We start from the raw sequence: 26,001 nt of genomic DNA on the forward strand, positions 1-26,001 counted from the left end.
TATTATTTCGTTAATTCAATAGGCGCTATTATTGCTCATGCTTTAATCATGGCATTATTGCTGGTTTAGCATGTAGATATAACGTGGTGTAAAAGTGGTTACTGCTGTTTTTAAATTTCTTATTACATATTGTTGAAAAAGTTTACTGGGGTGTGAGAAATTAGATTTATATAAAATGCATTTTATATTTTGGTATTTGTGTTTTTGGTTTACTTTAATTATTAAGCATTTTTCCTATGATTGTTCACTTTTATGCCATTTATTAGTGCCATCTTTTTTGATTGTCAGTAAGTGCAAAAGTCTAGCTGTATAATAAATACACGTTATATAATCTTTTAAAAATAAGGCATTAATAAGGCTTTACTGTTTTATTCCGAGTAAGCTAACCTTCAGTTAACATCGCGCGCATAAGTGTTGCAAAGGACGGCTGCATAAGGAGACAGTGTGAGCACTGCCGAATCTATTACTCGATCCACCAATAAAACCAAATCATTTTTTGCAGGTGCCTTAGCGGTGATGCCATTAACCATTGCAGTCATCCCCTGGGGCATTTTAGCCGGCTCATTCGCATTAGAGATTGGCCTCACCGCAGTAGAAAGCCAAGCGATGTCGGCGATTATTTTTGCAGGCAGTGCGCAATTGGTCGCCCTCGGGATGATAAAAGCCGGTATTGGTATTGGCAGCATTTTAATCACCACCTTGCTCATAACCTCAAGGCATTTACTCTATGCCATGGCCATGCGCAGCCACATTAGCCCATTACCCCTTAAGTGGCGGCTAGGGCTGGGGTTTTTACTCACCGACGAGTTATTTGCTATTTCAAACCAGACTCATGGCGGCCAAACGTCCGCACAGCATCAATTTGATCGCTGGTATGCGCTGGGTGGCGGCTTAACCTTTTATATTGGCTGGAACATTGCCACCTTACTCGGCATAGTCGCTGGCCAGTCTATCGATAATTTAGATGAGCTTGGGCTCGACTTTGCCATTGCTGCCACTTTTATCGCCATAGTAGTACCCACAGTGAAAAAGCCGTCAATTTTAGTGAGTGTATTAGTGTCGCTCACCTTAGCGGTGGTGTGCGCCGTGTTTGCCATTCAAGCTGGTTTATTGATTGCCGCCATATCGGGCATGGCTGCGGGTATGGCTTATGCCAAATTCACCAATGAAGGCGTTACAACTGCTGATAGCCCCGGTGCTGATATCACGCCCACCAAGGAGGACAACCTATGACATGGTTGATTATTTTATCAATGGCAGCGGTGGTGTTTGTGAGTCGGCACTTGTTATTAGAGCCCAAAATCCCTATTAGGTTGAGTAAAAACACCTTAACCTTTTTAAGTTACTCTGCTCCTACCGTTTTAACGGCCATACTCGCCCCTATTGTGTTTGTACCAGAGGGTAAACTGGCCATTAGCATACATAACCCTTATTTAACCTGTGCGCTGGTGGCTACGGTGCTGGCTTATATTACCCGCAACACCTTACTTACCACTGTGCTGAGCATGGGGTTATTTTTCTTTTTATATTCGCCCTAATCCTATTGATGATTCTCAATAATTGTTAACTGACATTCACTGTACTCAATAGATTAGAATAAGCGCCATATAATGGATCAGTAGAGTGAAATCATGCATGTACACATTTTAGGGATTTGTGGCACTTTTATGGGCGGATTAGCCCTGCTTGCCCGCGCAATGGAGCCATAAAGTGACCGGCAGCGACGCCAACGTTTACCCGCCAATGAGCACTCAGCTTGAGCAACAAGGCATTGAACTAATACAAGGTTTTGACCCCATCCAACTGGGTAAAGAAGGCGAAAATCAACCCGATCTTGTGGTGATTGGTAATGCCATGAGCCGTGGTAATCCTTGTGTTGAAGCGGTATTAAACCGTGGTATGAAATACACCTCATGGCCGCAATTTTTATCAGAACATATATTGCCAGAACGCTGGGTGTTAGCTGTGGCGGGGACTCATGGTAAAACCTCTACCTCAAGCATGCTCGCCTGGGTGTTAGAGTATTGCGGTTATGAGCCGGGGTTTTTAATTGGTGGCGTACCACAAAACTTTGGTGTGTCAGCGCGCTTAGGTAATTCACCATTTTTTGTGGTTGAAGCCGACGAATACGACAGCGCCTTTTTTGATAAACGCTCTAAGTTTGTTCACTACCGTCCGCGCACACTGGTAATCAATAATTTAGAATTTGATCATGCCGATATTTTTGCCGATCTGGCCGCCATTCAACGTCAATTCAATCATGTTATTCGCACCGTACCAGGTGAGGGGAAAGTGATTTGGCCACGCGACGTTGACGCTGTTAAACAAGTGATTGACATGGGCTGCTGGAGCGAGCAAGAAACTTATTCTAAACACGCTACAACAACTGAACCAAGCGCCTGGCAGTCGCGTACTATTGCCGACGATGGTCATAAATTTGAAGTGTTGTTTAACGGTGAAACACAAGGTGTTGTGAGTTGGGGCTTAATTGGTCAGCATAATATTGAAAACGCCATAATGGCCATTGCTGCCGCTCGTCATGTTGGGGTTGCACCTAATCACGCCATTGAAGCGTTAACACAATTTAGCCCGCCAAAGCGCCGTCTGGAGTTATTAGCCACCGTGAATGGTGTGGCGGTGTATGACGATTTTGCCCATCACCCCACAGCGATTGCCACCACCTTACAAGGTTTACGGGCCAAAGTGGGCGTTGATACCAATGCTGCAGGGAAGATTATTGTCGTGCTAGAGCCGCGCTCCAACACCATGAAAAGCGGTGTGCATAAAGACACCTTAGCTAATTCGATGGCGTTAGCCGATGCGGCATATTTATATCAAGCAGACAATATTGGCTGGGACATTACCACCAGCATGGCCAATGCGCCGATACCTGTGACGGTTTATCATAACATTGAAGATATTATTACTAACGTAGCCAATACCGCGCAGCCAGGTGACACCGTGGTGATTATGAGTAACGGTGGTTTTAATGGTATTCATCAAAAAATCATTAAGGCATTAGCGTAAACGTCAATGCAATAGAGGATACAAGATGGCCTACGCCAAAAAAGCCAAAGCAATTAGTCTCGCCTGGACAGGCGCCTCGGGTGCGCCGTACGGCATCAAGCTACTCGAATGCTTGCTGGCGAACGACTACCAAGTATTTTTAATGATCTCCAGTGCCGCGAGAGTGGTACTGGCCACCGAGCATGGTTTACAACTCAGCGCCAACCCAGACAAAGCCAAAGCGCAATTGCTTGAACAGCTTGATAACCCAGATGCTCCCCTTAAAGGTGAGTTGGTGGTGCTGGGTAAAGATGAATGGTTTTCGCCGCCGGCCTCAGGCAGCGCTGCGCCAAAACAAATGGTGATTTGTCCGTGCTCAACGGGCACGTTAGCGGCAGTAGCAACAGGTATGAGCAATAATTTGCTCGAAAGAGCAGCAGACGTTGTACTAAAAGAGCGTGGCCAATTGATTTTAGTTCCGCGAGAAACTCCGTTTAGCGCCATACACTTAGAGCATATGTTAAGCCTAACCCGCAATGGTGCCACCATCATGCCAGCCGCGCCAGGCTTTTATCATAATCCCCAATCGGTAGAAGATCTGGTAAACTTCATGGTTCTGCGGATCCTCGATCATTTAGGGATCGAGCACGACCTAACGAGTCGCTGGGGATACGGACACACCCAGCCAAACGACATCGACAATTGAGACATTTATGAAGCACACAATTGAAATGATGATTTCTGAGCAAGAAATCAATAAAACCCTCGACCAGTTAGCCGAACGCATTAACGCCCATTATGCGCACAGTGAGCGCTTATTAATGGTTGGCCTATTAAAAGGATCAGTCGTGTTTATGGCCGATTTGTGTCGTCGTATTAAAGGCCATGTCGAAATCGATTTTATGGCTGTGTCGAGTTACGGCAATAATATGAACAGTTCTCGCGATGTTAAAGTGCTTAAAGACGTACAATCTGACATTGCTGGCCGTGATGTGTTAATTGTTGAAGACTTAATCGACTCAGGTAACACCTTAAACAAGGTGCGCGAAATGCTATTGCTGCGCGATCCTAAAAGCTTAACGCTGTGTACTTTGCTCGACAAACCAGAACGCCGAGAAGTTGACGTACCCGTTGATTTTATTGGCATTACCATTCCTGACGAGTTTATCGTCGGTTACGGTATCGACTACGCAGAGCAATATCGCAATCTGCCTTACATCGCTAAAGTGGTGCCATTAGATTAGATCTTTTTATATAATTGATAAACTCCCGCTATAGGCGGGAGTTTTGTTTTGGTAGGCGAAAGTGTTGCGTCTTTTTCATTTTTATAACGTCTTTAGATACACGTAATAAAAAGTCTTTAATACGCAATTTATTGATTAGAGGTATGACAATGAGTAACACCAACAATGCATTGGTGATCGACAACCTTAAAAAAACCTACAAAGGTGGCGTACAAGCCGTTAAATCGATTAGTTTAACGGTAAAACAAGGTGATTTTTTTGCGTTACTCGTACTCTAACGGCGCCGGTAAATCGACCACTATCGGCATTATCAGCTCGTTAGTGCAAAAAACCTCAGGTTCGGTATCGGTATTTGGTTTTGACATTGATAAACAACTTGAACAAGCCAAGTTATGTATAGGGTTAGTGCCGCAAGAGTTTAACTTTAACCAGTTTGAAACCGTACAACAAATTGTGGTTAACCAAGCAGGCTATTACGGTGTGCCTAAAGATGTGGCATTACAACGCGCCGAAAAATACTTGTCTCAACTTGATTTATGGCAAAAACGTCATGCTCAAGCCCGCGAGTTATCGGGCGGTATGAAACGCCGTTTAATGATTGCGCGCGCGTTAATGCACGAGCCCAAGCTGCTTATTTTAGATGAACCGACCGCAGGGGTAGACATTGAACTGCGCCGCTCAATGTGGGACTTTTTAAAGCAAATCAATCAACAAGGTGTGACCATTATTTTAACCACCCACTACCTTGAAGAAGCCGAAATGCTGTGCCGCACCATTGGCATTATTGACACAGGTTTACTGGTGGAGTGCACCACCATGAAAGCCCTACTCAGCAAGCTTGATGTGGAGACTTTTATTTTAGATTTACGCCGCGACCGAGAGACTGCACCGCAATTAAAGAATATGAATTGCCGCCTAATCGATGCCCATACTTTAGAAGTCGATGTGGCTAAATCGCACAATATTAATGAGTTGTTTGCTCAATTGAGCGCAGCCGATATTGAAGTATTGTCGATGCGCAACAAAGCAAATCGCTTAGAAGAATTATTTGTAGAGTTGGTCGAAAAAGCCAAGGAGTCAAAATAATGAACCACCTGTACTTTGTGGCTTTTAAAAGTATTTTAACCAAAGAAATTAACCGTTTTACCCGCATTTGGGTGCAAACGTTAGTCCCGCCAGCTATTACCATGACGTTATATTTTCTTATTTTTGGTAACTTAGTCGGTAGCCGTATTGGTGAAATGGGCGGCGTGAGTTACATGGAATTTATTGCCCCAGGTTTAATTATGATGTCGGTAATTACCAGCTCATATTCTAATGTGGCATCGTCGTTTTACAGTGCCAAGTTTCAACGTAACATTGAAGAGATTATGGTTGCGCCAGTACCACATTATGTGATGATTGCAGGTTACGTTGGCGGCGGGGTTTCACGTGGTTTGTGTGTTGGCTTAATTGTCACTACAGTGGCGATGATGTTTGTCGATATTACCTTACATCATGTTGGCTTGGTAATACTCACCATGTTTTTAACTTCAGTGTTATTCGCACTGGGAGGGTTAATTAATGCGGTGTTTGCCAAAAGCTTCGACGACATTAGTATTATTCCAACCTTTATTTTGACGCCTCTGACTTATTTAGGAGGTGTTTTTTATTCGTTATCGCTATTACCAGACTTTTGGCAAGGTGTGTCGGCTTTAAATCCTGTGGTATATATGATCAACGTCTTCCGCTACGGATTTTTAGGGTTTGCCGATCTTAGCGTGCCATTATCTATCGCTATTATGGTGGGCTTTTGTGCCAGCTTATGGTTTGTTGCTTATTATCTGATATCTCGTGGGATTGGGTTAAGAAGTTAATACATACCAAGCACAAAATGAATATAGAAAGGGCTCGAAAGAGCCTTTTTTGTGGGTGAAATTTAACAGGGATTTACTCAATAGGTTTGATCTCGGACTAAGTAATTACAGTTGCTAACTGTAATCCATTGGGCTCTTTGTACGCCTGTTTGGTGCAAACCTGCAACATGCGTATAAATCTGGGTTGTTTTTACATCTTCATGGCCGAGTAATTCCTGCACGGTTCTTATATCGTGACCACGTCTCAGTAAGTTTGTTGCAAAGGAATGCCTAAAAGTATGAGCGGTAATGCGTTTAGTGATAGTCGTTTTCTGAACAGCTTTTTTTAATGCCTTTCTAAATGTTGTTGGGTCAATATGATGTCTGCATCTATAGTCATTAACAGGATGTGACACACAGTGAATCGAAGGAAAAAGATATTGCCAATGTAATTGTTTGGCGCTTGTTCCAAACTTTTTGAGTAAGCTAGGAGGCAAAGAAGCCATCCCTAATCCCTGAGATAAGTCGTGAGCATGAGTCTCTCGCACATGGTGCATCTGCTGCTGTATGGGGTCAATGGTCATTTTAGGTAAAATACAAACTCTATCTTTTTTACCTTTACCTCTAAATACAAAAAGTGTGCGATTTTCAAAATCGATATCCTTAAGTCTAATACTTAACGCTTCAATTAATCTTAGCCCCGCGCCATATAATAAACAGCCAATCAGTTGGTATTTACCATGTAAATTATCAATGACCTGTTTGGCCTCAACATCATTTAATACCTGCGGAATACGACTTGGAGGTTTAGCATATGGGAACTGTAAATTATCAGTATCGATAGCTAATACATGTTTAAACGCAAAAACAAGGGCGCAAAGGGCTTGCTGTTGTGTACTGCTTGATACGTGTTTATTGTTTGCCAAAAATGATAAAAATTGTTCAATATGGCTAGGGGAAATTTGCTTTGCCGTCGAAAAACGAAAATGGCGAATAAAATATTGATTCCAATACAAATAAGATTTTTCAGTTTGATAGCTGTAATGTCTTACTCTAATTTGTTGTCTAATCGCTTCTAAATATCCAGTTTCTGCCATCATTTCCCCCTTTATGTTACCTACACTGTATTTATATACAGTTATAATGGGTTTTGACGTGTTTTCAAGCTAAATCGGCTAATAAGTAAACTAAAGTCGTACGATAAAGAGTTTGTTTATTTCGTAATGCATTGAAATAAATATGCTTTAAATCTTTGATGAATATTAAGTCCACTTTTAACGTGCAAGCTCGCTTTTATTTGTCAGTGGAGTTAAATAAAACTGCTTTACAACAATAAGATAGTAAATGTAGGATGTTAATAATCAATAAGTTAAAGGGCGACTTTAATTTTGTTTTGCCCTTCAATAAGCTGTTATGTTTACAGGGAGGTATATGTACCATTTCAAATTATACGATGATGAAAGGCTAGTTTCTTTAAACAGAGAAGAAAAACATCATATTGTTAATAAAGCTATCAAGGCTTACCGTAATGAAAATCCAATCAACTGGATAAAACGTTTAAGTTTATTTGCTTTAGTTTCGTTTTTACCAGCTTTAATCATATATGTTTTCAATGGCTCTAGCTTTGTAACTGGTTGGCTTGCAATATCTTCATTTATTCTTGCGGTAAAGCTAGCTAGCGATGAAACACCCAATATTTTACCTTACTTAGACAAAGAGTTGAGTTAAGGTAAATATAACAAGTGCAATCAACGGATAAATTTACGCTGGCTTTTCGCTTCGCTCAATTATAGCCAACTCAATTTACCGCTGTTGCAAAGCGTTATAAAGCATGGAGACTATGGCGTCATTTAAAAGTTTTGTATGTGAAATTGATAATTTCCTTCATGAGCTTAAGGCAACTAATCCTGTCCGAGACTCTAAGAGCTGGTATCTCGTAAACCACTTAAGTAAGTTATCTTATAACTGCCACTCATCAACGTCAGCAAAAGAGGTAAATAATAGTGTTAAGTCTTTACTTCGTTTTGCAGTTGATAGCTTAGATTGGGACTCAGAATTATCTAATAAAGTTAATCGTCTTGCTGAGTATCATGCTAGTTTAATTAAGGCTTGTGAGTAATTGCTTTATAACACATATGAGCCTTCCGCCAGTCAATAGGCGCGCCTAACTTATTTGACTGCTTTTGCTGTCAAATTAAAATCAATCAACAAATTCATCTACTTCGTCTGTCATTTAGCTGTCAAATCATCGTTTACAGCAAACACATATAGAGGCTCTCTTAGTGCGATCTTATCGCTGCCTGACGCTTTTCATTCCGTTGAAATGTCAGGGGCACTAGACATTTATCGGTTAACCCTAAGATGGCACTATTCAAGTCAGAGGTGCTTTTTGCACAGTTAGTTTCAGGCTCATTTAGGGTGTAAACGACTTTGTTGATTGTATTCATTAATGCGCGCCAATAAGGTGTCTAATCAAGGCGATGTAGCTTAAATAGCATTTGGCATAGTGATGATGGTGAGAAGTCATTGCTTCATTAGCCACATCATTCACGGTCATGCTCGCTTCTCTTTTTAAGAGTATCTAGTTAGACGTTCAGCTCACCTTATTGCGCGACTTATCCTTTTAAGAATCGTTGTTCATCAAACACCGTTTTGTTCTTCAGCATGAAATAGACGCAGCGGCCAAGCTTATGTGCCAGTGCAGACAACGCTTTTGCTTTACTCATTCGTTTTTGTAATCGATTAAGGTAGTTACGTGCTTTGTCATTACCACGTAGGTAAAGCACCGCTGCTTCGGAGAATGCCCATTTCAAATGAGCATTACCGATTTTATTGCCATTTGTGCCGTAGGTTTTACCGGCTGACTCCGCTTTGCATTTGACCAATCGAGAGTATGACGCAAACTTTTGTACTGATTCAAATCGACTGATATCACCGATTTCATAGAGGATTGTCAGCGATAAAATCTTACCAATGCCAGGTACTGTTTTAAGTAGTTCTAAATAGACGGGGTTATGGTTTTTGGCTTGTTTTTCGATGAACCATTCAACCTGTGCGAGTTCCTTTGCATAACAATCAAGTAGTGCCATGTCTAAATCAATGTTGCGCTGCACGATAGGGTCTTGATATTGCTCGCGAAGTTTTTGTCTTGCAGAGATGTTTTTAAGATTAAGTTCAGTTGCAGGTAAATTGTATTGGCTATTAGTGTTAACCACATGACCTTTAAGAATAGCGCCGTGACGGACAATCTTCATTCTACGACGTAGTAAGTCACGTGTTGCGCGCATTTCACTTGGATAATCATAAGCTATTGGAAAGTTACCACCACGCAGTAGTGTGGCAATTTTAAAGGAATCGACTTTATCATTTTTGGTTTTACCACCGTGAATCGCCTTCATATAAAGCGCATGACCTAAGATAAAATCAATCCCAAGTTCAGCACACCAGTCGGACACCCAATACCAGCAATGCATGCACTCAACTCCGACAATTACATTGCCGATATAAGGTTCTAGAATGAGTAATAAGTCATCTTTACTGGCACCTATCTTTTTATGAGCTACAACTTCCCCTTTAGAATCAATGATACAGACATAAAGTAAACGTGCATGTAAATCGATACCACAGTAGTATGGATGTGAGTTATTATAAAATCTCATTGAGTTTTCTCCTGTTGGTTTAGTCACCTTAAGCATACCGCTGATGCGGCTTGCTAGGGAGGGGCTCAATGAGTATCAAGTCACTTAAAAGGACAAATAACAGTTGGTTTTTGCTCCTTCGTCGCTTATTTTAGCCAACAATTATTTGCCTCTTAACGAGGCGTTGAGGCTGTAGAATTTCTCCAAAATAGACGTTTTTAACGTCTATTTACTAAAAAACAAATTGGTTGTTTTTTGAGCTTGCGGTGTGTCGATGCCTGTGATCTAATAGATATTATTCACCTACAGTAAATTGTTATGGCCAACTACAAGCCTGACTTATCCTGCCAAAGTAAATTCATTCCCATCAATTTTTCAGAGCAAATTTTGCCTGGCACATTCGAGTATGCCCTTTGTTATATTATCGAAAATAAACTCGATTTATCGGGGTTTGATGCTTGGTATCACAATGATAAAACGGGGGCGGCAGCGTATTCACCAGCAGTGATGCTCAAAATTATTTTACTCGGGTATGCGCATGGGTTAATTAGCAGTCGACGCATTGCTAAGGCGTGTGAAAACAATATTTTGTTCATGAGCGTGTCGGGTGATGTACAGCCACATTACACATCGATAGCGGGTTTTGTGGCTAAAATAAATTAACATGGCCACCCATAATAGTTGGCGATAAATTAACATGGCCACCCATAATAGTTGGCGAAATAATAAACAGTGAACTACGCTTTATTTACCCTTTCCAAACGGTAATTAAAGATGGCCAGACCAAGACAGACAATCGTGAGCCTGGAAGATACACCTTACTACCACTGCTGTTCTCGTGTAGTGCGTAAGGCATTCTTATGTGGAATAGATAATTCAACAGGTGAGAACTTTGAGCATCGCCGTGAGTGGGTCGACTCCCGGATTCTAGAATTAGCGACTATCTTTGCCATTGATATCTGTGCTTATGCCGTGATGAGCAATCACTTACATGTGGTTATAAAAGTCGATGCTGATAAAGCAAAACAGTGGTCAGATAAAGAAGTGCTCATTCAATGGCACAAAGGCTTTAAGGGCACGTTGCTTACGCACAAATACCTAAAAGAAGAAGACCTTAACCAGTTTGAGCTTCAAACGGTTAATGAATGCATTACTGAATACCGTAAACGCTTAATTGATATCAGTTGGTTTATGCGCTCACTCAGTGAGCCTATAGCCAGAATGGCCAACAAAGAAGATAAATGTACCGGAAGATTCTGGGAAGGCAGGTTTAAATCTCAGGCTTTGCTTGATGAAGCCGCAGTTTTAGCCTGTATGGCTTATGTCGATTTAAACCCTGTCAGAGCCAAAATGGCTGCAACCCCAGAAACCTCAGATTACACCAGAAACAAATTAACATGGCCACCCATAATAGTTGGCGAAATAATAAACAGTGAACTACGCTTTATTTACCCTTTCCAAACGGTAATTAAAGATGGCCAGACCAAGACAGACAATCGTGAGCCTGGAAGATACACCTTACTACCACTGCTGTTCTCGTGTAGTGCGTAAGGCATTCTTATGTGGAATAGATAATTCAACAGGTGAGAACTTTGAGCATCGCCGTGAGTGGGTCGACTCCCGGATTCTAGAATTAGCGACTATCTTTGCCATTGATATCTGTGCTTATGCCGTGATGAGCAATCACTTACATGTGGTTATAAAAGTCGATGCTGATAAAGCAAAACAGTGGTCAGATAAAGAAGTGCTCATTCAATGGCACAAAGGCTTTAAGGGCACGTTACTCACACACAAATACCTGAAAGAAGACCTTAACTCATTTGAGCTTCAAACGGTTAATGAATGCATTACTGAATACCGTAAGCGCTTAATTGATATCAGTTGGTTTATGCGTTCACTCAGTGAACCCATCGCCAGAATGGCCAACAAAGAAGATAAATGTACCGGAAGATTCTGGGAAGGAAGATTTAAATCTCAGGCTTTGCTTGATGAAGCCGCAGTTTTAGCCTGTATGGCTTATGTCGATTTAAACCCTATCCGCGCCAAAATGGCAACAACTCCAGAAACCTCAGATTACACCAGTATTCAGCGTCGAATAAATTCAGCAATGAGAGGCGAGCAACCATCTGAGCTATTACCGTTTGTGGGTAATGAGCGACTCAATATGCCTAACGGGCTCATGTTCAGCGTGAAAGACTACATTGTACTGGTTGAAGATACCGGTCGGATTATTCGAGAAGATAAGCGTGGTGCCATTAGTTCAAGTAGTCAGGACATACTGAATAGACTCAACATCCCCGCAGATAATTGGCTTAAAATCACCACTGAATTTGGTGCGTTATTTAAAGGTGCTGTAGGTGCACTACCTGCCTTAACTGAATACTGTGAGCATTTAGACCGAAAACGACGACAAGGCGCATCAAATTGTCAACGTTGGCTGCAAGCTTAAATAAAACAGACTAGAAAATATTGTTTATCTACTGCTTGATTGATATCAGGTCTTTAGAGGTGCGCAGCGTTTAGTGTTTTTCTCCTGCAGCCTTCGTATAATCTTAAGTGGTAATATGTTTAGATTGAATTTGTCGATTTGAATAATAAAAAATAAGTAGATTTCCGCTCAGATGATTAAACATAAAGGCTTTCATGTTTATCGACCTAATCTTGGGTGGCATTTGTAGAAAAAGTATAAAGGCTTTCATGTTTATCGACCTAATCTTGGGTGGCATTTGTAGAAAAAGTAGTATTTTTAAAAGGCGTAGTAATTTAAATCTCAATTTAAAATCTGCAACTTAATATCAGTTACAATTGTGGTGGTGCCATCCTGACGCGAGGGGAGTGTAAAGCTCAACCATATCGATTAACCCACACTGATATGTCCAGTCATATTGTTTCATCTCATAGCTTTAACTGAATCCCTTTGCTATCTTTATTGTAAGGCAGAGTCGCGCTCTGTTTTATTTCAGGAGAATGTGTGGCTAAATTACTTGTATTGTTTGTTGTTTTTTGTCTAACCCCCATCTTTTCTGTCTATGGAAAAGAATTGAAGTTTGCTGTGGTACCTAAATTTAACAGTGCTTTTTTTGACCAAAGCAAAACAGGCTGTATAGATGCTGCGGCTCAAATAAAAGGTGTAGAGTGTTTATATCGGAAACCATATAAGTAACGTTAGGATGCAAGACCAGGTAATAACTCAACTGATTGATGACGGTGTAGATGGTATTGCTGTCGCCATCACACAATCTAAATATCTTGCCAAAAATAGCCTGAAAAGAGCTAAAGAAGCAGGTATCCCGATTATTACCTATGACTCTGATTTTGATGCTTCAATTAACGAAGACCCTAATAATTTACGCCTGGCCTATATAGGTACTGATAACTTTGAATTGGGAAAATCATTAGGGGAAGAGTTGAAAAAACTTCGGCCAATGGGGGGACACTTATAATGCAATCTGGACGACCAGATTCTCCCAATTTAAATTTAAGACTGATGGGAGTCCGTTCCGCATTATCCGGGAAAAAATACGATGCACCTCCTGGAGAATTGCTTAATAACGACTCGGGCTGGACTGAGGTTAGAGAACCTTTTTTTAATTTTGATCAACTTGATCGTTCCGTTAAGCAGATGGAATCGGTTTTGAAAGGTAAGCCTGTAAAAGCAAACTCCTTTATTGCAGTTGGTGGTTGGCCGCAAAATAACCAAGTGCTTTACCGTCAAATGATTGCCCCGTACCAGGAAAAAATTGATGACAACAAGGTCATTATTGTTATCACTGATACATCCGCTGAACAATTAACGATGTTGGGAGATAATCTTGCTCATATCAATATTGGTCAAAACCCATACGAAATGGGAAGACAAGCCATTTTGACACTGTATAAGATTGTCACAAAACAAAAATACGACAAAACAATTCACACACCTATCAGGGTTTGTACTGCAGATAATTTTGATACCTGTACCAAGAATGTAGGGTTGTAACCATATTTAATTTTATCTGCTTCCCAATAATTACATGGCTAAACAGCGCTCACCCACAATGTCATTTATGTACATTATATGTAATGACTTGCAATGAGATGATCATGTTTTAGAAGTGCCATTGAACGTAAACCGTTTGGTAATTACTGCCACCTTTGATGCGTCCAAATGCAGAGCTGGTTTCAAAAATGCCAGATCGATGATGAATGGCATAGCCAAACCATATGCTATCTAATTTCGAGTTGTTGAATAGATCGCCTATGTTGACGTCGAGAGAGAAATCAAGGTAGTTCAGTAATTTTGATGGTGTATAACCTTTCTCCTCGATCTCAGACCCTTCAATATAAGTCAGGTTGCTGACATATGAAAGTCCTTCTGCTACACCTAGTCTAAACCTCGGCTCTAGTTCGAATGTGTAAAATGCTTTAATCGCGACGACGCCTTCGGTTAAATTATTTTGCACCTTAGAGCTGTGATGCCATACCACGCCGGGCGTAAAGTAAAGCTCAATGGGTAAGGTAAATAGCGTTTTGGTCAATCGAGTACCATAAAACAACGAACTCATTTGATTATTGTATGGGTCAGAACGCGTGTTCCAGCTTAATATCTCGTTGAGGTTAGACGGTGTTGCCCAGCCGTGTGAAAGCCTTAAAAATTCATCGCTGCTATCACTAAGGGGCGCAGAGTAATGGTGTTGTTTATTAGGTTCAGGGAAGAAGGCAACACCTAAAAATGACTCATACTGATAAGCGTTATCTATGGTTGGAAGGTTCGATACATTGTCTTCTAAACGATTAACGCCGAACTGACCAAGCAGATAAAGATTACTGATCAAATGATACCGCGCTTCAAGTCCTGCATTAACTTGAATACCGCCACCCACATCATATTGTTCTAACCCATAATAATACTGGTTAAAGTCATCGCTTTTCCATTGAAACTCTGCGTAAGGTGTGAGTTTCCAGTTTCCTTGCTGCCAGCGATATTTCGTGCGCGTATACGCATAACTGCGCTTGTAAGAGTCTGATAATAATGCAACATCAGCCTCCCATGGTCGTGATTGAATTTATATTGTAAACCAAAATCGAAGGCTTGAGCTTGAGATTGATTCTGTAATTCTTTTGGTATGTCGACGAAACGAAAGCGGGTATAGGCATTAATCTGGTGTTCGCCTTGTTGCCACAAGTGTACACCGCCCTCCATACCATTGATAAAAATATATTCATTTTCAAACTTCAATAGCGGCAGAACATCATAGACTTCATCGTCCTCAACTGCATAGGGAATATCACCCCGACGAATACCGATAGCTATGCCCCAATTGTCAGTATTATGGTTTACTTGCTCTTGTGTAACTTCTTTTGCTGCGAGTGATTGAGGCGCTATGAGTGATGCCGATAATGCTAGCGTGCTGAGTAATTGAATTAAGGTCATTATTTTCATCAGGCAGTGGGGCATAACTATAGAATGCTACAGATAAGTTAAAAATCAAGTTATTACCTTGGAATAACTGAGTTGTGCTCTGCTGAGGAAATCTACATTTGCCTTCGGCATGTCGAAGAATCGCCTGCTTTAGCCTAACTGCCGTAAAATCATTATAAAAATGGGTCGTTCAAAATGAAAAGTTCATTAACGATATGGCTTATTATGGGAGGGAATTACGGGAAAGCTATAGGGGTGCTAAGCTTTGATAGTATGCAACGGCAGCATAACAATGTGTTTACTGTATTGTAGGTGTTATGTCTTGAACTAAAGGAGAAGAGTATGGATCAAGCACTGCAAACGATGATTGATAATATGCCTGAAAAAACAGGTAGAAAATTAACCGAGTGGTTTGAAATATTAAAACAAGAAAATTTTGTTAAACACTCTGAGGCTGTAAAGTTTTTGAAAACAGAGCACGGTGTAACTCATGGGTTTGCCAATACCATTGTCACGCTGTCAAAAGACACAGTGGATTCTCCTGATGATTTAATAGCAAACCAATATAGTGGTAAAGCATCTCTTAAACCCATTTATGACTTATTAATTTCAACCGTACAAAAGCTGGGTGACGATATTGTCATTACGCCCAAAAAAACAAGCGTCAGTATTATTCGAAAAAATCAATTTGCTTTAATTAAACCGGCCACTAAAACAAGAATAGATTTGGGTTTAAAACTTAAAGGTGTAGCAGTACAAGGGCGCCTAGAAAACTCTGGAGCCATTTGGCACAATGTGTACCCATAGAATACAGCTGCAACATGTCGCCGATGTTGATGATGAAATTATTAAATGGTTGTCTAAAGCCTATGATAGCTCTGTTTAATCAACAACTCACTGGTTCATTTATCGTTGCGGCCAATAGCAATATTGATTAAATGCTTTCCCTAAGCACCTTAGTTAAGCACTTTTTGAGTACACGCCATTTTTCAACGCTTTATCTAGTTGACAATAATAGTGTCGACATAACAGACTGTGTGGCAATTGTTTTTTAAAGCTTACAGCGTAAACGGAAATCACAAGCATGCCACACCAAGATCAACCTCTTAGCGTCAAAATGGCGGCTCCTTTTTGTATATTACTGTTGGTGATATTGTTGTCTCAGGTCGTGGGGGTGTATGTCAGCAACAGCTTTTTAGCGTCAGGCGGGTTTAAAGGTTATTGGATTTTAAGCCGGTTAGTATTGCCTTTTATTGTGGTGTTTTTATTGGCGATACCGTTAAAGCATCTGTACTTTTCTCGGCTTCACGATTAATCGTGAAACCCTGATATTTATGGGTGTGCTTTTTGGGCTTTTGTTGTGTTTGTTTGTTTATTTGCAATTTTTTGCTGAAGATTACTTATCTCACTACCGTCATGGTCGTTCGCTCGAAGGGCTTCGTGAGTCAGGCGCATTTCAACGTTTTTTAATTTTTACCGCGTCGACCATTATTGGTTGGGAGGTCATTCATAGAGGTTTTTTACTCGGTGGTGGGCAATATTGCTTAACCAAGCACTATAAGCTTAGCCCTACCGCAGCTGCGGTGATTATGACGATTATCGTTTGTATATTCGAAGTGTTATTTCACATCAAAAAGCCAATTTATGAAGCCGTAGGGATGATTTTTGCCTCGCCTTTATTGTCTTATTTAACCCTCAAAACTCGCAGTTTATGGCCTGCGTTGACTTTCCATTTACTCATTGAACTCGCGTTTGGTTTTTCGGCGTTTTATTATACCAATCCGCATTAGAATTTGCTCTTTTAGCGAAAATTATCAGTGAGGTATTCGAGGCAGCCTTTTGAAAACATAGTCGTTCTCAGCAAGTCGTGGCTGAGAGCGATAATAAAGTGATTGTGCGAGCGGCATAAAACCTAGGGCAAAGCTGATTTGAAATTGCAGGGGGATTTTATCGTTATTGCTGACCACAAATGAATGGATGTGATCAGCTGAAAATTTGAAACGTCATTAAGGAAGTTGTAGTTATTTAGGCTTCTTCTACGGGCTTATCTTTTAATGAATCAGCGGTTTTATCTGTTAACGTAATAAGCACGCCAGTTAAAAGACTCATGCTGTAGCCAAGCATTGCACCAATCATAAGGGGCGGGACAATTGCAGCAATATCGGCATTTAAAGCGAATGTGATACAGCAGCCAATAAATGTACCAGGGATAAACGCAAAGTTTTTATTGCTCGCTTGTAGGCACATAAATGCAGTCACAATACCGGTTAATGCATAGCTAATGATAGATGATCCCAATACACCACTGCCTGCAATAATTAACCATCCCCAAAATACCCCCGAAAGATTCGTCATCATTGCCATCATCATTCCTTTAACGCCCGTTTCGGTTTGCGCGAAAAAGGTGCTGCAACCCAGAAAGCCGACCCATGTCACCAGATGAAACACATCCGCAAGCCCGGCCCAAACAGCTGCTAATAAGCCTGCAGAAATTGCAATTTGCCAACGATGCGCCATAATCGCCTCTCAAGATTAAAATTTAGAACGGTGAGTTCTAAATTTAGCACAATAAATCAAATTTATGCAGTTTTAGTTTATGAAAAGCGATCCAGTTCGCAAATAATCGTAACTGCTAATAAATGTTGAGCGCCTAATTTTGGGGCTGTGTAGCTTTTTTAACAACGATATTAGTTGCTTGATGAACATCGTGTAAGTTGATTGCTTATTTAACATTAAAGGGGGGACAACATTAAATCGTACAGGTGCAACTCTTGTGATGATCAGGCTATTTAAAGGTCACTTTACCTCCAATCATTTTAAGAGTCGGTGCGCCGCGAATTAGACATTCGCGGGCAAATGTTTGCCCGCATGCTGGACAGGTGCAAGCGACTTGAGTGAAATCTTCTACAATACGCTCTTTAAAGCACTTTATGAGGGCGCCCTTGCCACCTTTACGGTACTTATAAAGTTGGACTTTACATTTAGCGCAAAAAATATTGACTGTGCGTGTTGGACTTTTTTTATTGGGTTTCGCCATTTTTTGTTTTTTATGGTGAGCAAACTTGGCTAAATGAGTTGTTATTATAGTATGATGAATAACAGTTCAAAATTGAACTAGAATTAACTGATATGTCATGCTAGGGACAGCAAATTGATTTAGGTTGTTTTACGGCGCGTTGGTGAATCATCATTGACACTGTGAGTTTCAAGGTAAGCGCTGTGTGTTAACGCCATGCAATATAAAAAGCAATAACACCATAACCATTATCAATAACCATAACTGTTCCTAACAACGTTTGGATAAAATTGGACAAGTTATCTAGCGCGTCTGCCTACTCTAGACTAGTCTTTGACTATCTTATAAAACTCATTAAATTCATGGCCATCTATAATTTAGGGCATTAGGCTGCCGTGTCAAAATACAGGAATACTAGATTAATGATCATCCCCAACTTGTGGGCAACGGAACTTGAGTATCGTCGTACAGTGTTAAAGGCGGTGTTAATTGTAATCATTATTGCAGGCAGTATTTTTGTTGTTAATAACTGGTTCAGCGGTTTCCAAGTGTACGCCATGGTTGAGTTGGCGGTAGTTTTTTTGTGTATTGGTATACTCGCGATTCATAAACGAACAACCAATTTAACCCTATGGTGCTGCATATTTTTATTTGCCCTGTATACGGTCATTCTTATTGGTATTTACAGCGCATCGTTTAATTCGGGGTTGTTTACCTGGTTATTTATTATTCCTGTTCTGTCATATCTGCTACTTGGCATTAGGTTAGGCACTATTTACACCAGTGTGTATATGGTGGCAGGTATTTCGATTTTGACGTACGCCTTGATATACCATATTGCCGATATTTACCCTATTACTATCGCTAATATCTTGCTGTGTCTGGCCGCGATTTGGGCGTTGTCTTATAGTTATGAATATAAACGCGCCGAGGCGGTAGAGCGCTTACAACAAATGGCTTCACTTGACCCACTAACAGGGTTAAATAACCGTTTACTGTTGGATTCTATTTTTGAGATGTTGTGCCAAAGCCTGAGCGATGAGCAAGCGTCGGTTTCTATGCTGTTATTAGACCTGAACTACTTTAAAAAAATTAATGACGAATTTGGTCACGATGTTGGTGATAAGTTATTAGTTGAGGTATCAACAATAATCAGCGATATGCGACGTCGTAATGATTGGGCGTTTCGTTTTGGTGGCGAAGAGTTTTGTATGTTAATCCCTAATACGAGCATGCGACAGGCTGAAAGAATTGCTGAACGTTTAAGGTTGGCAATTGATAAAATTACTGGCATTGACGGGTGTCTACTTAATATCACCATTAGTATTGGGGTCGCGCGTTGGCCTGATGATGGTAGCCACTTACCCCAGATATATAAAGCCGCTGACGAAAGACTTTATAAAGCCAAAGCTCAAGGGCGAAATCAGGTGGTTTCGGAGTAATATCACGATCAACCTAAACTGATTACGCAGTCGCCCGGTTGATAATATCGGTGAATGTTAATCCGTTTTTTTGACTTTTTTGACTCTATTATCGATGGCTTCTGTGAGTTGCTGCTTTTGCTTATCTTCGCCACAATACTGAGCAAAACCTAATCCCCAGCCATGGGGGTTAACTTGGGTTGCCAGGTTGACCACTGTGTAGCAATAATCACCTTGTTTAACAATTCTATTAGGGTCTAATTTGTGATTTAAGGTATGAGGTTGGTTGGTATCGGTTGGAGTGGGGGTTAATTCAATAAAGTCCAATGTCACATCCATTTCACTCATAGTCCCCTTCGGTTGATGTAGCGCTGCAGTTTGTTGACCAACAAGTTGCTCAAATTCCATTTGATTTTGTTGCTGTAGATATTGGCTTGCGGCTTGTTTCATTGAGCTCGCAGTATGAATAGCATGAGTTGATATCTGTGCTGATGGGGTTGTTGGTGTACTCGTTTTATTAGGTTTATTGAGTGCTGGCGTATTTGCTGTGTCGGCTACCGTAACCGATGTTATTTGTTCTGACTTATTGCTAACCTTATTTGAAGGCTTGGGGTTGTGCTCATCTGATAGAATTTGAATGGGTTGAACGGGCGCTTGTGGCTGACTGCTGGATTTAGAATGACTTTCGGTAAGCATTGACTGGTATTGCTGCGAGGTGATGAGATAACTTTTAATCGCGCTATGTTTTACTGGCGTGTTGAGTTCAGCCATTCTTTGTTTGGTGTCTTGTTGCCAAAACCAACCTATTAACAATATCAATATACAGTGCATTACAGTCGCGAAGAACAAAGGCGTAACTAAGCGCTGATCATTAAGCGGTATAGGTTGTTTGTTGCTGGTGTCTCGCGTTACTGTGAGGCTATCCATATCGCTAAAATATCGTTTATTTTATTGGTGTTAGGTTTGATTGTTAATAGAAAGTAAAGTTCAATTTGTGGTAAAGAGGGCGTGTCGCGGTGTAACGGGGCATTAGAAGAGCTAAAGCGCATTTGTGCAAGCTGCGTAAAAATAAGCCTGCCTTAAACCAGTACACTAAACTGGCGATTGCATTTTTAATCATTGCTGTAGCGTGCTAAAAAGCAAACCGATAACGTTAATCTGTTTTCAGTGCTTTAACGGTTAATCTCTCTTGATTTGATAGGCGAATTTGTATGCCATCAATGGTGGTTATCCTTTGATCTTCAATATCTTTTTTACGTACTTTGTAACTAGCTGTCATCGCCTCAATAGGTGATGAAATGGTGACTTCTACAATCGTATTGTCATCATACCAGCCCCACCCCCAATAACCTGCAGTTGCCAGCATTGATACGGCGATCATCGAATAGATAGCTATCTTGCTGAGCAAGGGTGGTTTTTCAATTTCAATCGTTCTTGTGTACTTGACGTTGCGATTTCGTCCACGTCGTAAATACACTACGGCACCCAGAATAACTAACACTGTAATAAGGATCTTTGTGAGCACGCCATTTTCCTTAAATCGTAAATTAACCTAGATTATACGGTGTTTTGCATCCTTTACCGTTACCTAGTACACATCATGAGTAAGCCAGTATTATTGTTATGGGGTGTTAACTACCTTACTAAGACTTTGTTTATTACGAATTGAAGTAAAGTCTCGGCCGGTGCGACAACACAATGGGTTAATATTATAATGTGACTTATTTCGTGAATATTAAAAATGGTCATGTTTTTTTGATTAAAGTCGCGGGTTATCACATAAAAATTATATTAATTGATTAATAATCAGTCTACTGACCTACACAACAATATTAACTACATCAATATGGCTAAAAAAGAAATTATCGATGAGGAAGTTATTTACCCGTCAGATTATAAAATACTCTCCACTACCGATTTAGATAGCATCATTACCCACGTTAATGAAGATTTTATTAATGTGTGCGGGTACAGCAAAGATGAGTTAATTAATCAGCCACATAATATTGTGCGCCATCCTGATATGCCTAAGGCTGCTTTTGCTGATCTATGGAATACCATACAGCAAGGAAAAAGCTGGATGGGGTTGGTCAAAAATCGGTGTAAAAACGGTAAATATTATTGGGTCAATGCCTATGTGACACCGATAAAACGTAATGGCATTATTTGTGAGTATCAGTCTGTACGAACCCAACCAGACCCCGAGCTCACTCAGCGTGCTCAGGCTTGTTATGATTCAGTTAATTCGGGTAAAGCCGCCAAGCCAAAATTTGGCGCCAGTATTATTACTCAGCTTTTTTTACTTGGCTGTGTTCCGTCATCCTGTTTGTCAGCCTGCCTTATTTAAGTTCAACATTGGCCGTTTTTGGGTTTGTTGCAGCTGTAATGTGCTTTTGCATGCCACTTTATTTTTTGAAACACCGTTTTGCAGCTGTGATCGCTGTGAGTAAGTCAATACACGATAATCCGCTTAACCAATTTGTTTATACTGGCTATGTCGATGAGTTATCTCATTTAGAGTTAAGTTTACGAATGCAAAAAGCCGAAACATTGGCTGTTATAGGACGGATTAAAGACAGTGGCGAGCATCTACAGCAAGGTTTGGACGAGCACCAGCAGCAAAATGAAGCTAACCAAAGCCAGCTTGTTGAGCAATCACAAAATCTTGAGCAAGTCGTTACGGCTATTGGGCAAATGAGTTCTTCTGTGACTGATATTGCTCAAAATGCCGCAAATTCAACCACAGAAATTCATCAGTTAGTGTCGCAAATCGAGGCAACTAAAGAGGCACTCACTCAAAGCCAAACGGCAACATCAGAAATTAATAACTTACTTGCAGAGTCGCGAGCGGCTATTTCGTCTTTAAACCAGCAGTGCCAAAATGTTAATAAAGTGGTTGAGGTCATCGAGGAAATAGCTCAACAGACGAACTTATTAGCACTTAATGCCGCCATTGAAGCAGCCCGAGCTGGCGAAACGGGTAGGGGGTTTGCTGTAGTTGCTGATGAGGTGCGCAACTTAGCCAGTCGCTCGGCAACATCTGCCAATGAAATACATGCCATTATTAATACACTCAGTGAGACGACCGCTCAGGCAGTAGCCCAAATGGATCAGAGCCATTTACTGACTAATAAAAGTATTGATTCAAGCAAAATGCTGGATGAAAGTTTAACTTCAGTCAGTAATGTTATGGCGATTATTGAGAGTAATGGTGAGCAAATATCGGTAGCGGCGGAGCAGCAATCTGTAGTGGTTAATCAAATTCATACTAATGCGATGACCCTGCAAAGTGGCATTAAACAGTTTGAGCAAAACGGCCAAAAAGCGGCGTTACACAGCCAAGATATTAGTGCCCAGGGGAGCAGACAAACTGAGTTGGTGTCGCAGTTTAATTGAGGCTAACTTTATTTTATTGATTTTTAGTGCAATTAAGTTATACCGCGCTGTGCTTGTCCAAATTTGCTATCAGCGCTCAGTTCTGCCAGAACAGTATCTATTTTATCGACAATAAATCACACTATCATGCCATTCTTATTCTGCTAGCGGCCTGCTATTCTGTAACAAATGGATTTATAGGTTGAGGTTAGCATGAAAGTGTTACAACGCTTCACTGCCGAAGCGGCAATGGACGGCGATGGTGTGAATATCCATCGAGTGTCTGACTTTGAGCAACTTCGCTTTGATCCTTTTTTAATGATTGATGAAATCAAATCTAACGAACAACAAGATTTTATCGGTGGCTTTCCGCCACACCCTCACCGTGGTGTTGAAACCTTTACTTATATCCGTAAAGGCGGATTTGAACATCGCGATCAAATGGGCAATGTTAAGCCGATACATGCCGGCGATGTGCAATGGATGAGCACTGGCCGTGGCGTTGTTCATTCTGAAATGCCATTAGCCGGTGCCCATGATGGTTTGCACGGGTTTCAAATTTGGCTAAACATGCCAGCTAAAGACAAAATGCGTCCACCAATTTATCAAGATAGCACTCACCGTAATAAACCGCAGCAGAGTAATGACCACGGTGCGACGCTGAATGCACTAGCTGGCCATTGGCGCTTTAATCACAGTCTGGACGGTATTGATGGATCATATTCAAGGATTAGCAGGTGAGGGTGCGATAGCGGATTTAATGTTGAATCGCGACGGCTACGGCACACTTAACCTTGAACATTATCACACAGCTTTTGTATACATATATCAAGGTGAAATTCATTATGTTGATGAGCAGGGGCTGCGTGAAACTTCAGGGGAAGGGGTGTTGTTACTGTTAGATGCCGTTGAGTTATGTCATTTCCAAGCAGAAGCCTGCGGGGCTGGTTTATTGGTTTTTGCCGGTAACCCTATTAATGAGTCAATCGTGCAAATGGGGCGCTTTGTGATGAATACTCAAGCCGAAATAGACCAAGCGGTTCAAGATTACCAACAAGGGCTTTTTGGCCAGATTGAATAGCCTGCTAATCATTAAATATCCCTGTTTGAGAGAAAGATTTGTCAGCGAAAGCTGAAGATAATTGCTACAATAGCGCGTATACCCAATCAACTTGAAGCGACGTGTTTCAGAGCCTCACCGTGTTTTCAATACTAGGCGCGTTAATGCAGTAATGTAGGTACCTTATAAATTAGCGCAACAACGTAGTGGTAACACGATGAAACTCCCAAAGGGCAAGTTTTACACGCGTTTATGCTGTGTTATTGATTATGGAAAGGGAACAACCATTAGCCGCAATCAATGCCTTGCCTAAACGCGTGTAAATTCTTGCTGAAATCGAACATCTTCAGGTTGATTGGGTATATATGGCCAAGGACAATTTGATGTGTAGCATTCGCTATACTGACAATAATCACCTTGGCTAATTTGTTTGTGCAGCACTTGTGTGCTTTTTTGCTTTCGATATCAGAGGATATTCGCCTTGAGTCAGTCTACTGAACCGGCCGTTAACATGGCTTTCGCATCACTTAATTTAAAAACTGAATTGCTTGAAAACCTACAAACCATGGGTTTTGAATCAATGACTCAAATCCAGGCCGAAAGCTTACCGCCAATTTTGGCCGGTGAAGATGTCATAGGCCAAGCAAAAACAGGTTCAGGTAAAACGGCTGCGTTTGGTTTAGGCCTGTTGAACAAACTCGAAGTAAAACGTTTCCGTATTCAAACCATGGTGTTGTGTCCAACCCGTGAGCTTGCCGACCAGGTCGCTGAAGAAATCCGCACACTTGCCCGAGGTATTCATAACATTAAGGTATTAACCTTATGTGGCGGTGTGCCAATGGGACTGCACAAGTGGGTTCGCTTGAACATGGCGCGCACATTATTGTCGGCACTCCTGGGCGTATTGTCGATCATTTAGATCGCAACCGTTTAGATTTAAGCAATATGAACATGCTGATTTTAGATGAAGCCGACCGTATGCTAGAGATGGGTTTTCAGCAACATATTGACCAGATTATTGCTGCTGCGCCGCGAGAGCGCCAAACCTTATTATTTAGCGCGACATTCCCTGAGCAAATCAAATCGATTGCCGATCAAATTATGTATAACCCTGTGATGGTAAAAGTTGAGCAAAAGCATGACAACTTAACCATTGAACAACACTTTTATCGTGTTGATGATAACAAAGCTCGCCTTGAGGCGTTGCGTTTGTTATTGCTTGATAAGCAGCCTCGTAGTTCAGTGGTATTTTGTAATACCAAGCGCGAAACCCAGCAAGTGGCAGACGCATTAGCTGAGTTTGGTTTTAGCGTGCTCGCACTACACGGTGATTTAGAGCAGCGCGATCGCGATCAAATGTTGTTACAGTTTGCTAACCGCAGTGCCCGTATTTTGGTGGCGACAGATGTGGCAGCCCGTGGTTTAGATATTGATGAGCTTGATGCGGTATTTAACTACCATATTGCTTACGATACCGAAGTACACATTCACCGTATTGGTCGTACAGGCCGTGCGGGTAGCTCGGGGGCAGCCTATACCTTCTTTGGTGATGATGACGGTTACAAAATGGCGATGATTGAAGAAGCCATGAACAAAGATATCATCGGTGAAACACTGCCTGCGATGAGCGCACTCAACAAGCAGCCTCAAGCTGCTGAGATGATCACCATTCAAATAGATGCTGGTAAAAAGCAAAAGATTCGCCCAGGCGACATTGTTGGCGCATTAACTGGCGATAACGGTTTAGACTTTAATGATATTGGTAAAATTAAAGTCACTGATTTCCGTGCCTATGTTGCTGTTAGCAGTAAGGCGTCAAAGCAAGCGCTAAATAAACTCAATAAAGGTAAGTTGAAAGGTCGTAATTACCGAGCCTGGTTTATGTAAGTTTGGTTTCATCTAAAACCAAAAACCGCTGAACAATATTCAGCGGTTTTTTATTGGCTAAGCGACGACTGGCTAAGCAACTACTCTATAAGAGATAAGATATAAATCGTATCGCTTA

The 26,001-nt window shown here is 41.1% G+C and carries 22 protein-coding genes and 7 pseudogenes; 22 read left to right on the forward strand and 7 right to left on the reverse strand.

Annotated elements, in window-relative coordinates; all coding sequences use genetic code 11:
- Positions 1-462 precede the first annotated feature (462 nt).
- The 7 genes and pseudogenes from N4T56_RS01080 (at position 463) to N4T56_RS01110 (ending at position 6,106) form a co-directional block, all read left to right on the forward strand.
- The gene (locus N4T56_RS01080) at positions 463-1,233 is read left to right on the forward strand and encodes an AzlC family ABC transporter permease (protein WP_261734725.1); all 771 of its coding nucleotides are present in this window, start codon (positions 463-465) and stop codon (positions 1,231-1,233) included.
- Positions 1,230-1,538 (forward strand): AzlD domain-containing protein, encoded by a 309-nt coding sequence (locus N4T56_RS01085; RefSeq protein WP_261731933.1) that lies wholly within the window; start codon positions 1,230-1,232, stop codon positions 1,536-1,538. Before N4T56_RS01080 ends, N4T56_RS01085 begins: the two co-directional genes overlap by 4 nt.
- Positions 1,539-1,631: 93 nt before the next feature.
- Positions 1,632-3,027 (forward strand): annotated as a pseudogene (gene mpl, locus N4T56_RS01090) (UDP-N-acetylmuramate:L-alanyl-gamma-D-glutamyl-meso-diaminopimelate ligase).
- Between the two features lie 25 nt (positions 3,028-3,052).
- Positions 3,053-3,712, forward strand: coding sequence for a flavin prenyltransferase UbiX (locus N4T56_RS01095; protein ID WP_261731934.1), 660 nt, complete (start codon positions 3,053-3,055; stop codon positions 3,710-3,712).
- A gap of 7 nt (positions 3,713-3,719) precedes the next feature.
- Positions 3,720-4,250 (forward strand): hypoxanthine phosphoribosyltransferase, encoded by a 531-nt coding sequence (gene hpt, locus N4T56_RS01100; RefSeq protein ID WP_188927171.1) that lies wholly within the window; start codon positions 3,720-3,722, stop codon positions 4,248-4,250.
- Positions 4,251-4,399: 149 nt separating this feature from the next.
- Positions 4,400-5,336: pseudogene (locus N4T56_RS01105) on the forward strand (ABC transporter ATP-binding protein).
- On the forward strand, positions 5,336-6,106 hold the full coding sequence (locus N4T56_RS01110) for an ABC transporter permease (RefSeq protein WP_261731935.1): 771 nt from the start codon (positions 5,336-5,338) through the stop codon (positions 6,104-6,106). The pseudogene N4T56_RS01105 and the gene N4T56_RS01110 overlap by 1 nt, the downstream one beginning before the upstream one ends.
- 77 nt (positions 6,107-6,183) lie before the next feature.
- Here N4T56_RS01110 and N4T56_RS01115 read toward each other — a convergent pair whose 3' ends face one another.
- The gene (locus tag N4T56_RS01115; RefSeq protein WP_315902995.1) at positions 6,184-7,185 is read right to left on the reverse strand and encodes an integron integrase; all 1,002 of its coding nucleotides are present in this window, start codon (positions 7,183-7,185) and stop codon (positions 6,184-6,186) included.
- Between the two features lie 331 nt (positions 7,186-7,516).
- On the opposite strand from N4T56_RS01115, the gene N4T56_RS01120 reads away from it, so the two are divergent.
- Together N4T56_RS01120 and N4T56_RS01125 are read left to right on the forward strand one after the other, a co-directional pair.
- A complete protein-coding gene (locus N4T56_RS01120; protein ID WP_261731936.1) occupies positions 7,517-7,813 on the forward strand; it encodes a hypothetical protein in 297 nt (98 codons plus the stop codon).
- A 112-nt stretch (positions 7,814-7,925) separates the two neighbouring features.
- Positions 7,926-8,204 carry a hypothetical protein gene (locus N4T56_RS01125; RefSeq protein ID WP_261731937.1) on the forward strand — a complete coding sequence of 93 codons (279 nt, stop codon included), beginning with the start codon at positions 7,926-7,928 and terminating at the stop codon, positions 8,202-8,204.
- A gap of 496 nt (positions 8,205-8,700) precedes the next feature.
- On the opposite strand, the gene N4T56_RS01130 is transcribed toward N4T56_RS01125, so the two are convergent.
- Positions 8,701-9,744 carry an IS110-like element ISShfr7 family transposase gene (locus N4T56_RS01130; RefSeq protein ID WP_261731938.1) on the reverse strand — a complete coding sequence of 348 codons (1,044 nt, stop codon included), beginning with the start codon at positions 9,742-9,744 and terminating at the stop codon, positions 8,701-8,703.
- Positions 9,745-10,041: 297 nt separating this feature from the next.
- On the opposite strand from N4T56_RS01130, the pseudogene N4T56_RS01135 reads away from it, so the two are divergent.
- The 4 genes and pseudogenes from N4T56_RS01135 to N4T56_RS01150 all read left to right on the forward strand — a co-directional run.
- A pseudogene (locus N4T56_RS01135) lies at positions 10,042-10,383 on the forward strand (transposase); the annotation flags it as partial.
- A gap of 114 nt (positions 10,384-10,497) precedes the next feature.
- Positions 10,498-11,172 (forward strand): annotated as a pseudogene (locus N4T56_RS01140) (transposase); the annotation flags it as partial.
- A gap of 25 nt (positions 11,173-11,197) precedes the next feature.
- Positions 11,198-12,172 (forward strand): transposase, encoded by a 975-nt coding sequence (locus N4T56_RS01145; protein WP_261731940.1) that lies wholly within the window; start codon positions 11,198-11,200, stop codon positions 12,170-12,172.
- A gap of 522 nt (positions 12,173-12,694) precedes the next feature.
- Positions 12,695-13,702: pseudogene (locus N4T56_RS01150) on the forward strand (substrate-binding domain-containing protein).
- A 109-nt stretch (positions 13,703-13,811) separates the two neighbouring features.
- On the opposite strand, the gene N4T56_RS01155 reads toward N4T56_RS01150, so the two are convergent.
- Positions 13,812-14,768: a MipA/OmpV family protein gene (locus N4T56_RS01155; RefSeq protein WP_390904100.1), complete on the reverse strand. Its 957-nt coding sequence runs from the start codon at positions 14,766-14,768 to the stop codon at positions 13,812-13,814.
- Positions 14,769-15,466: 698 nt separating this feature from the next.
- Between N4T56_RS01155 and N4T56_RS01160 the strand changes: the two genes are divergently transcribed.
- The 4 genes from N4T56_RS01160 (at position 15,467) to N4T56_RS01175 (ending at position 16,914) form a co-directional block, all read left to right on the forward strand.
- Positions 15,467-15,931, forward strand: a complete 465-nt coding sequence (locus N4T56_RS01160; RefSeq protein WP_261731941.1) for a DUF4287 domain-containing protein — start codon at positions 15,467-15,469, stop codon at positions 15,929-15,931.
- The gene (locus N4T56_RS01165) at positions 15,918-16,010 is read left to right on the forward strand and encodes a DUF5655 domain-containing protein (RefSeq protein ID WP_261731942.1); all 93 of its coding nucleotides are present in this window, start codon (positions 15,918-15,920) and stop codon (positions 16,008-16,010) included. The genes N4T56_RS01160 and N4T56_RS01165 overlap by 14 nt, the downstream gene beginning before the upstream one ends.
- 198 nt (positions 16,011-16,208) lie before the next feature.
- Positions 16,209-16,439: a hypothetical protein gene (locus tag N4T56_RS01170; protein ID WP_261731943.1), complete on the forward strand. Its 231-nt coding sequence runs from the start codon at positions 16,209-16,211 to the stop codon at positions 16,437-16,439.
- A gap of 49 nt (positions 16,440-16,488) precedes the next feature.
- Positions 16,489-16,914 (forward strand): CPBP family intramembrane glutamic endopeptidase, encoded by a 426-nt coding sequence (locus tag N4T56_RS01175; protein WP_261731944.1) that lies wholly within the window; start codon positions 16,489-16,491, stop codon positions 16,912-16,914.
- 235 nt (positions 16,915-17,149) lie between these two features.
- On the opposite strand, the gene N4T56_RS01180 is transcribed toward N4T56_RS01175, so the two are convergent.
- The gene (locus N4T56_RS01180; protein ID WP_261731945.1) at positions 17,150-17,641 is read right to left on the reverse strand and encodes a DUF1097 domain-containing protein; all 492 of its coding nucleotides are present in this window, start codon (positions 17,639-17,641) and stop codon (positions 17,150-17,152) included.
- 268 nt (positions 17,642-17,909) lie between these two features.
- Positions 17,910-18,161: a hypothetical protein gene (locus N4T56_RS01185; protein ID WP_261731946.1), complete on the reverse strand. Its 252-nt coding sequence runs from the start codon at positions 18,159-18,161 to the stop codon at positions 17,910-17,912.
- A gap of 401 nt (positions 18,162-18,562) precedes the next feature.
- Here N4T56_RS01185 and N4T56_RS01190 point away from each other — a divergent pair, with 401 nt between their 5' ends.
- The gene (locus N4T56_RS01190; RefSeq protein ID WP_261731947.1) at positions 18,563-19,582 is read left to right on the forward strand and encodes a GGDEF domain-containing protein; all 1,020 of its coding nucleotides are present in this window, start codon (positions 18,563-18,565) and stop codon (positions 19,580-19,582) included.
- Positions 19,583-19,639: 57 nt separating this feature from the next.
- Here the strand turns inward: N4T56_RS01190 and N4T56_RS01195 are convergent, their stop codons facing one another.
- Both N4T56_RS01195 and N4T56_RS01200 read right to left on the reverse strand, forming a co-directional pair.
- Entirely contained in the window at positions 19,640-20,488 is an 849-nt protein-coding gene (locus N4T56_RS01195; RefSeq protein WP_261731948.1) for a hypothetical protein, read from the reverse strand.
- Positions 20,489-20,714: 226 nt separating this feature from the next.
- The gene (locus N4T56_RS01200; RefSeq protein ID WP_261731949.1) at positions 20,715-21,086 is read right to left on the reverse strand and encodes a hypothetical protein; all 372 of its coding nucleotides are present in this window, start codon (positions 21,084-21,086) and stop codon (positions 20,715-20,717) included.
- A gap of 321 nt (positions 21,087-21,407) precedes the next feature.
- Here N4T56_RS01200 and N4T56_RS01205 point away from each other — a divergent pair, with 321 nt between their 5' ends.
- The 4 genes and pseudogenes from N4T56_RS01205 (at position 21,408) to dbpA (ending at position 25,883) form a co-directional block, all read left to right on the forward strand.
- Positions 21,408-21,908, forward strand: a complete 501-nt coding sequence (locus N4T56_RS01205) for a PAS domain-containing protein (protein WP_261731950.1) — start codon at positions 21,408-21,410, stop codon at positions 21,906-21,908.
- 50 nt (positions 21,909-21,958) lie between these two features.
- Entirely contained in the window at positions 21,959-22,957 is a 999-nt protein-coding gene (locus N4T56_RS01210) for a methyl-accepting chemotaxis protein (RefSeq protein WP_261731951.1), read from the forward strand.
- Positions 22,958-23,149: 192 nt separating this feature from the next.
- Positions 23,150-24,017 (forward strand): annotated as a pseudogene (locus N4T56_RS22325) (pirin family protein).
- 490 nt (positions 24,018-24,507) lie between these two features.
- Positions 24,508-25,883, forward strand: a pseudogene (gene dbpA / locus N4T56_RS01225) (ATP-dependent RNA helicase DbpA).
- The last annotated feature ends 118 nt before the right edge of the window (positions 25,884-26,001 follow it).

Source organism: Shewanella phaeophyticola (assembly GCF_025398315.1).
In the GTDB taxonomy this organism is placed as follows: domain Bacteria; phylum Pseudomonadota; class Gammaproteobacteria; order Enterobacterales; family Shewanellaceae; genus Shewanella; species Shewanella phaeophyticola.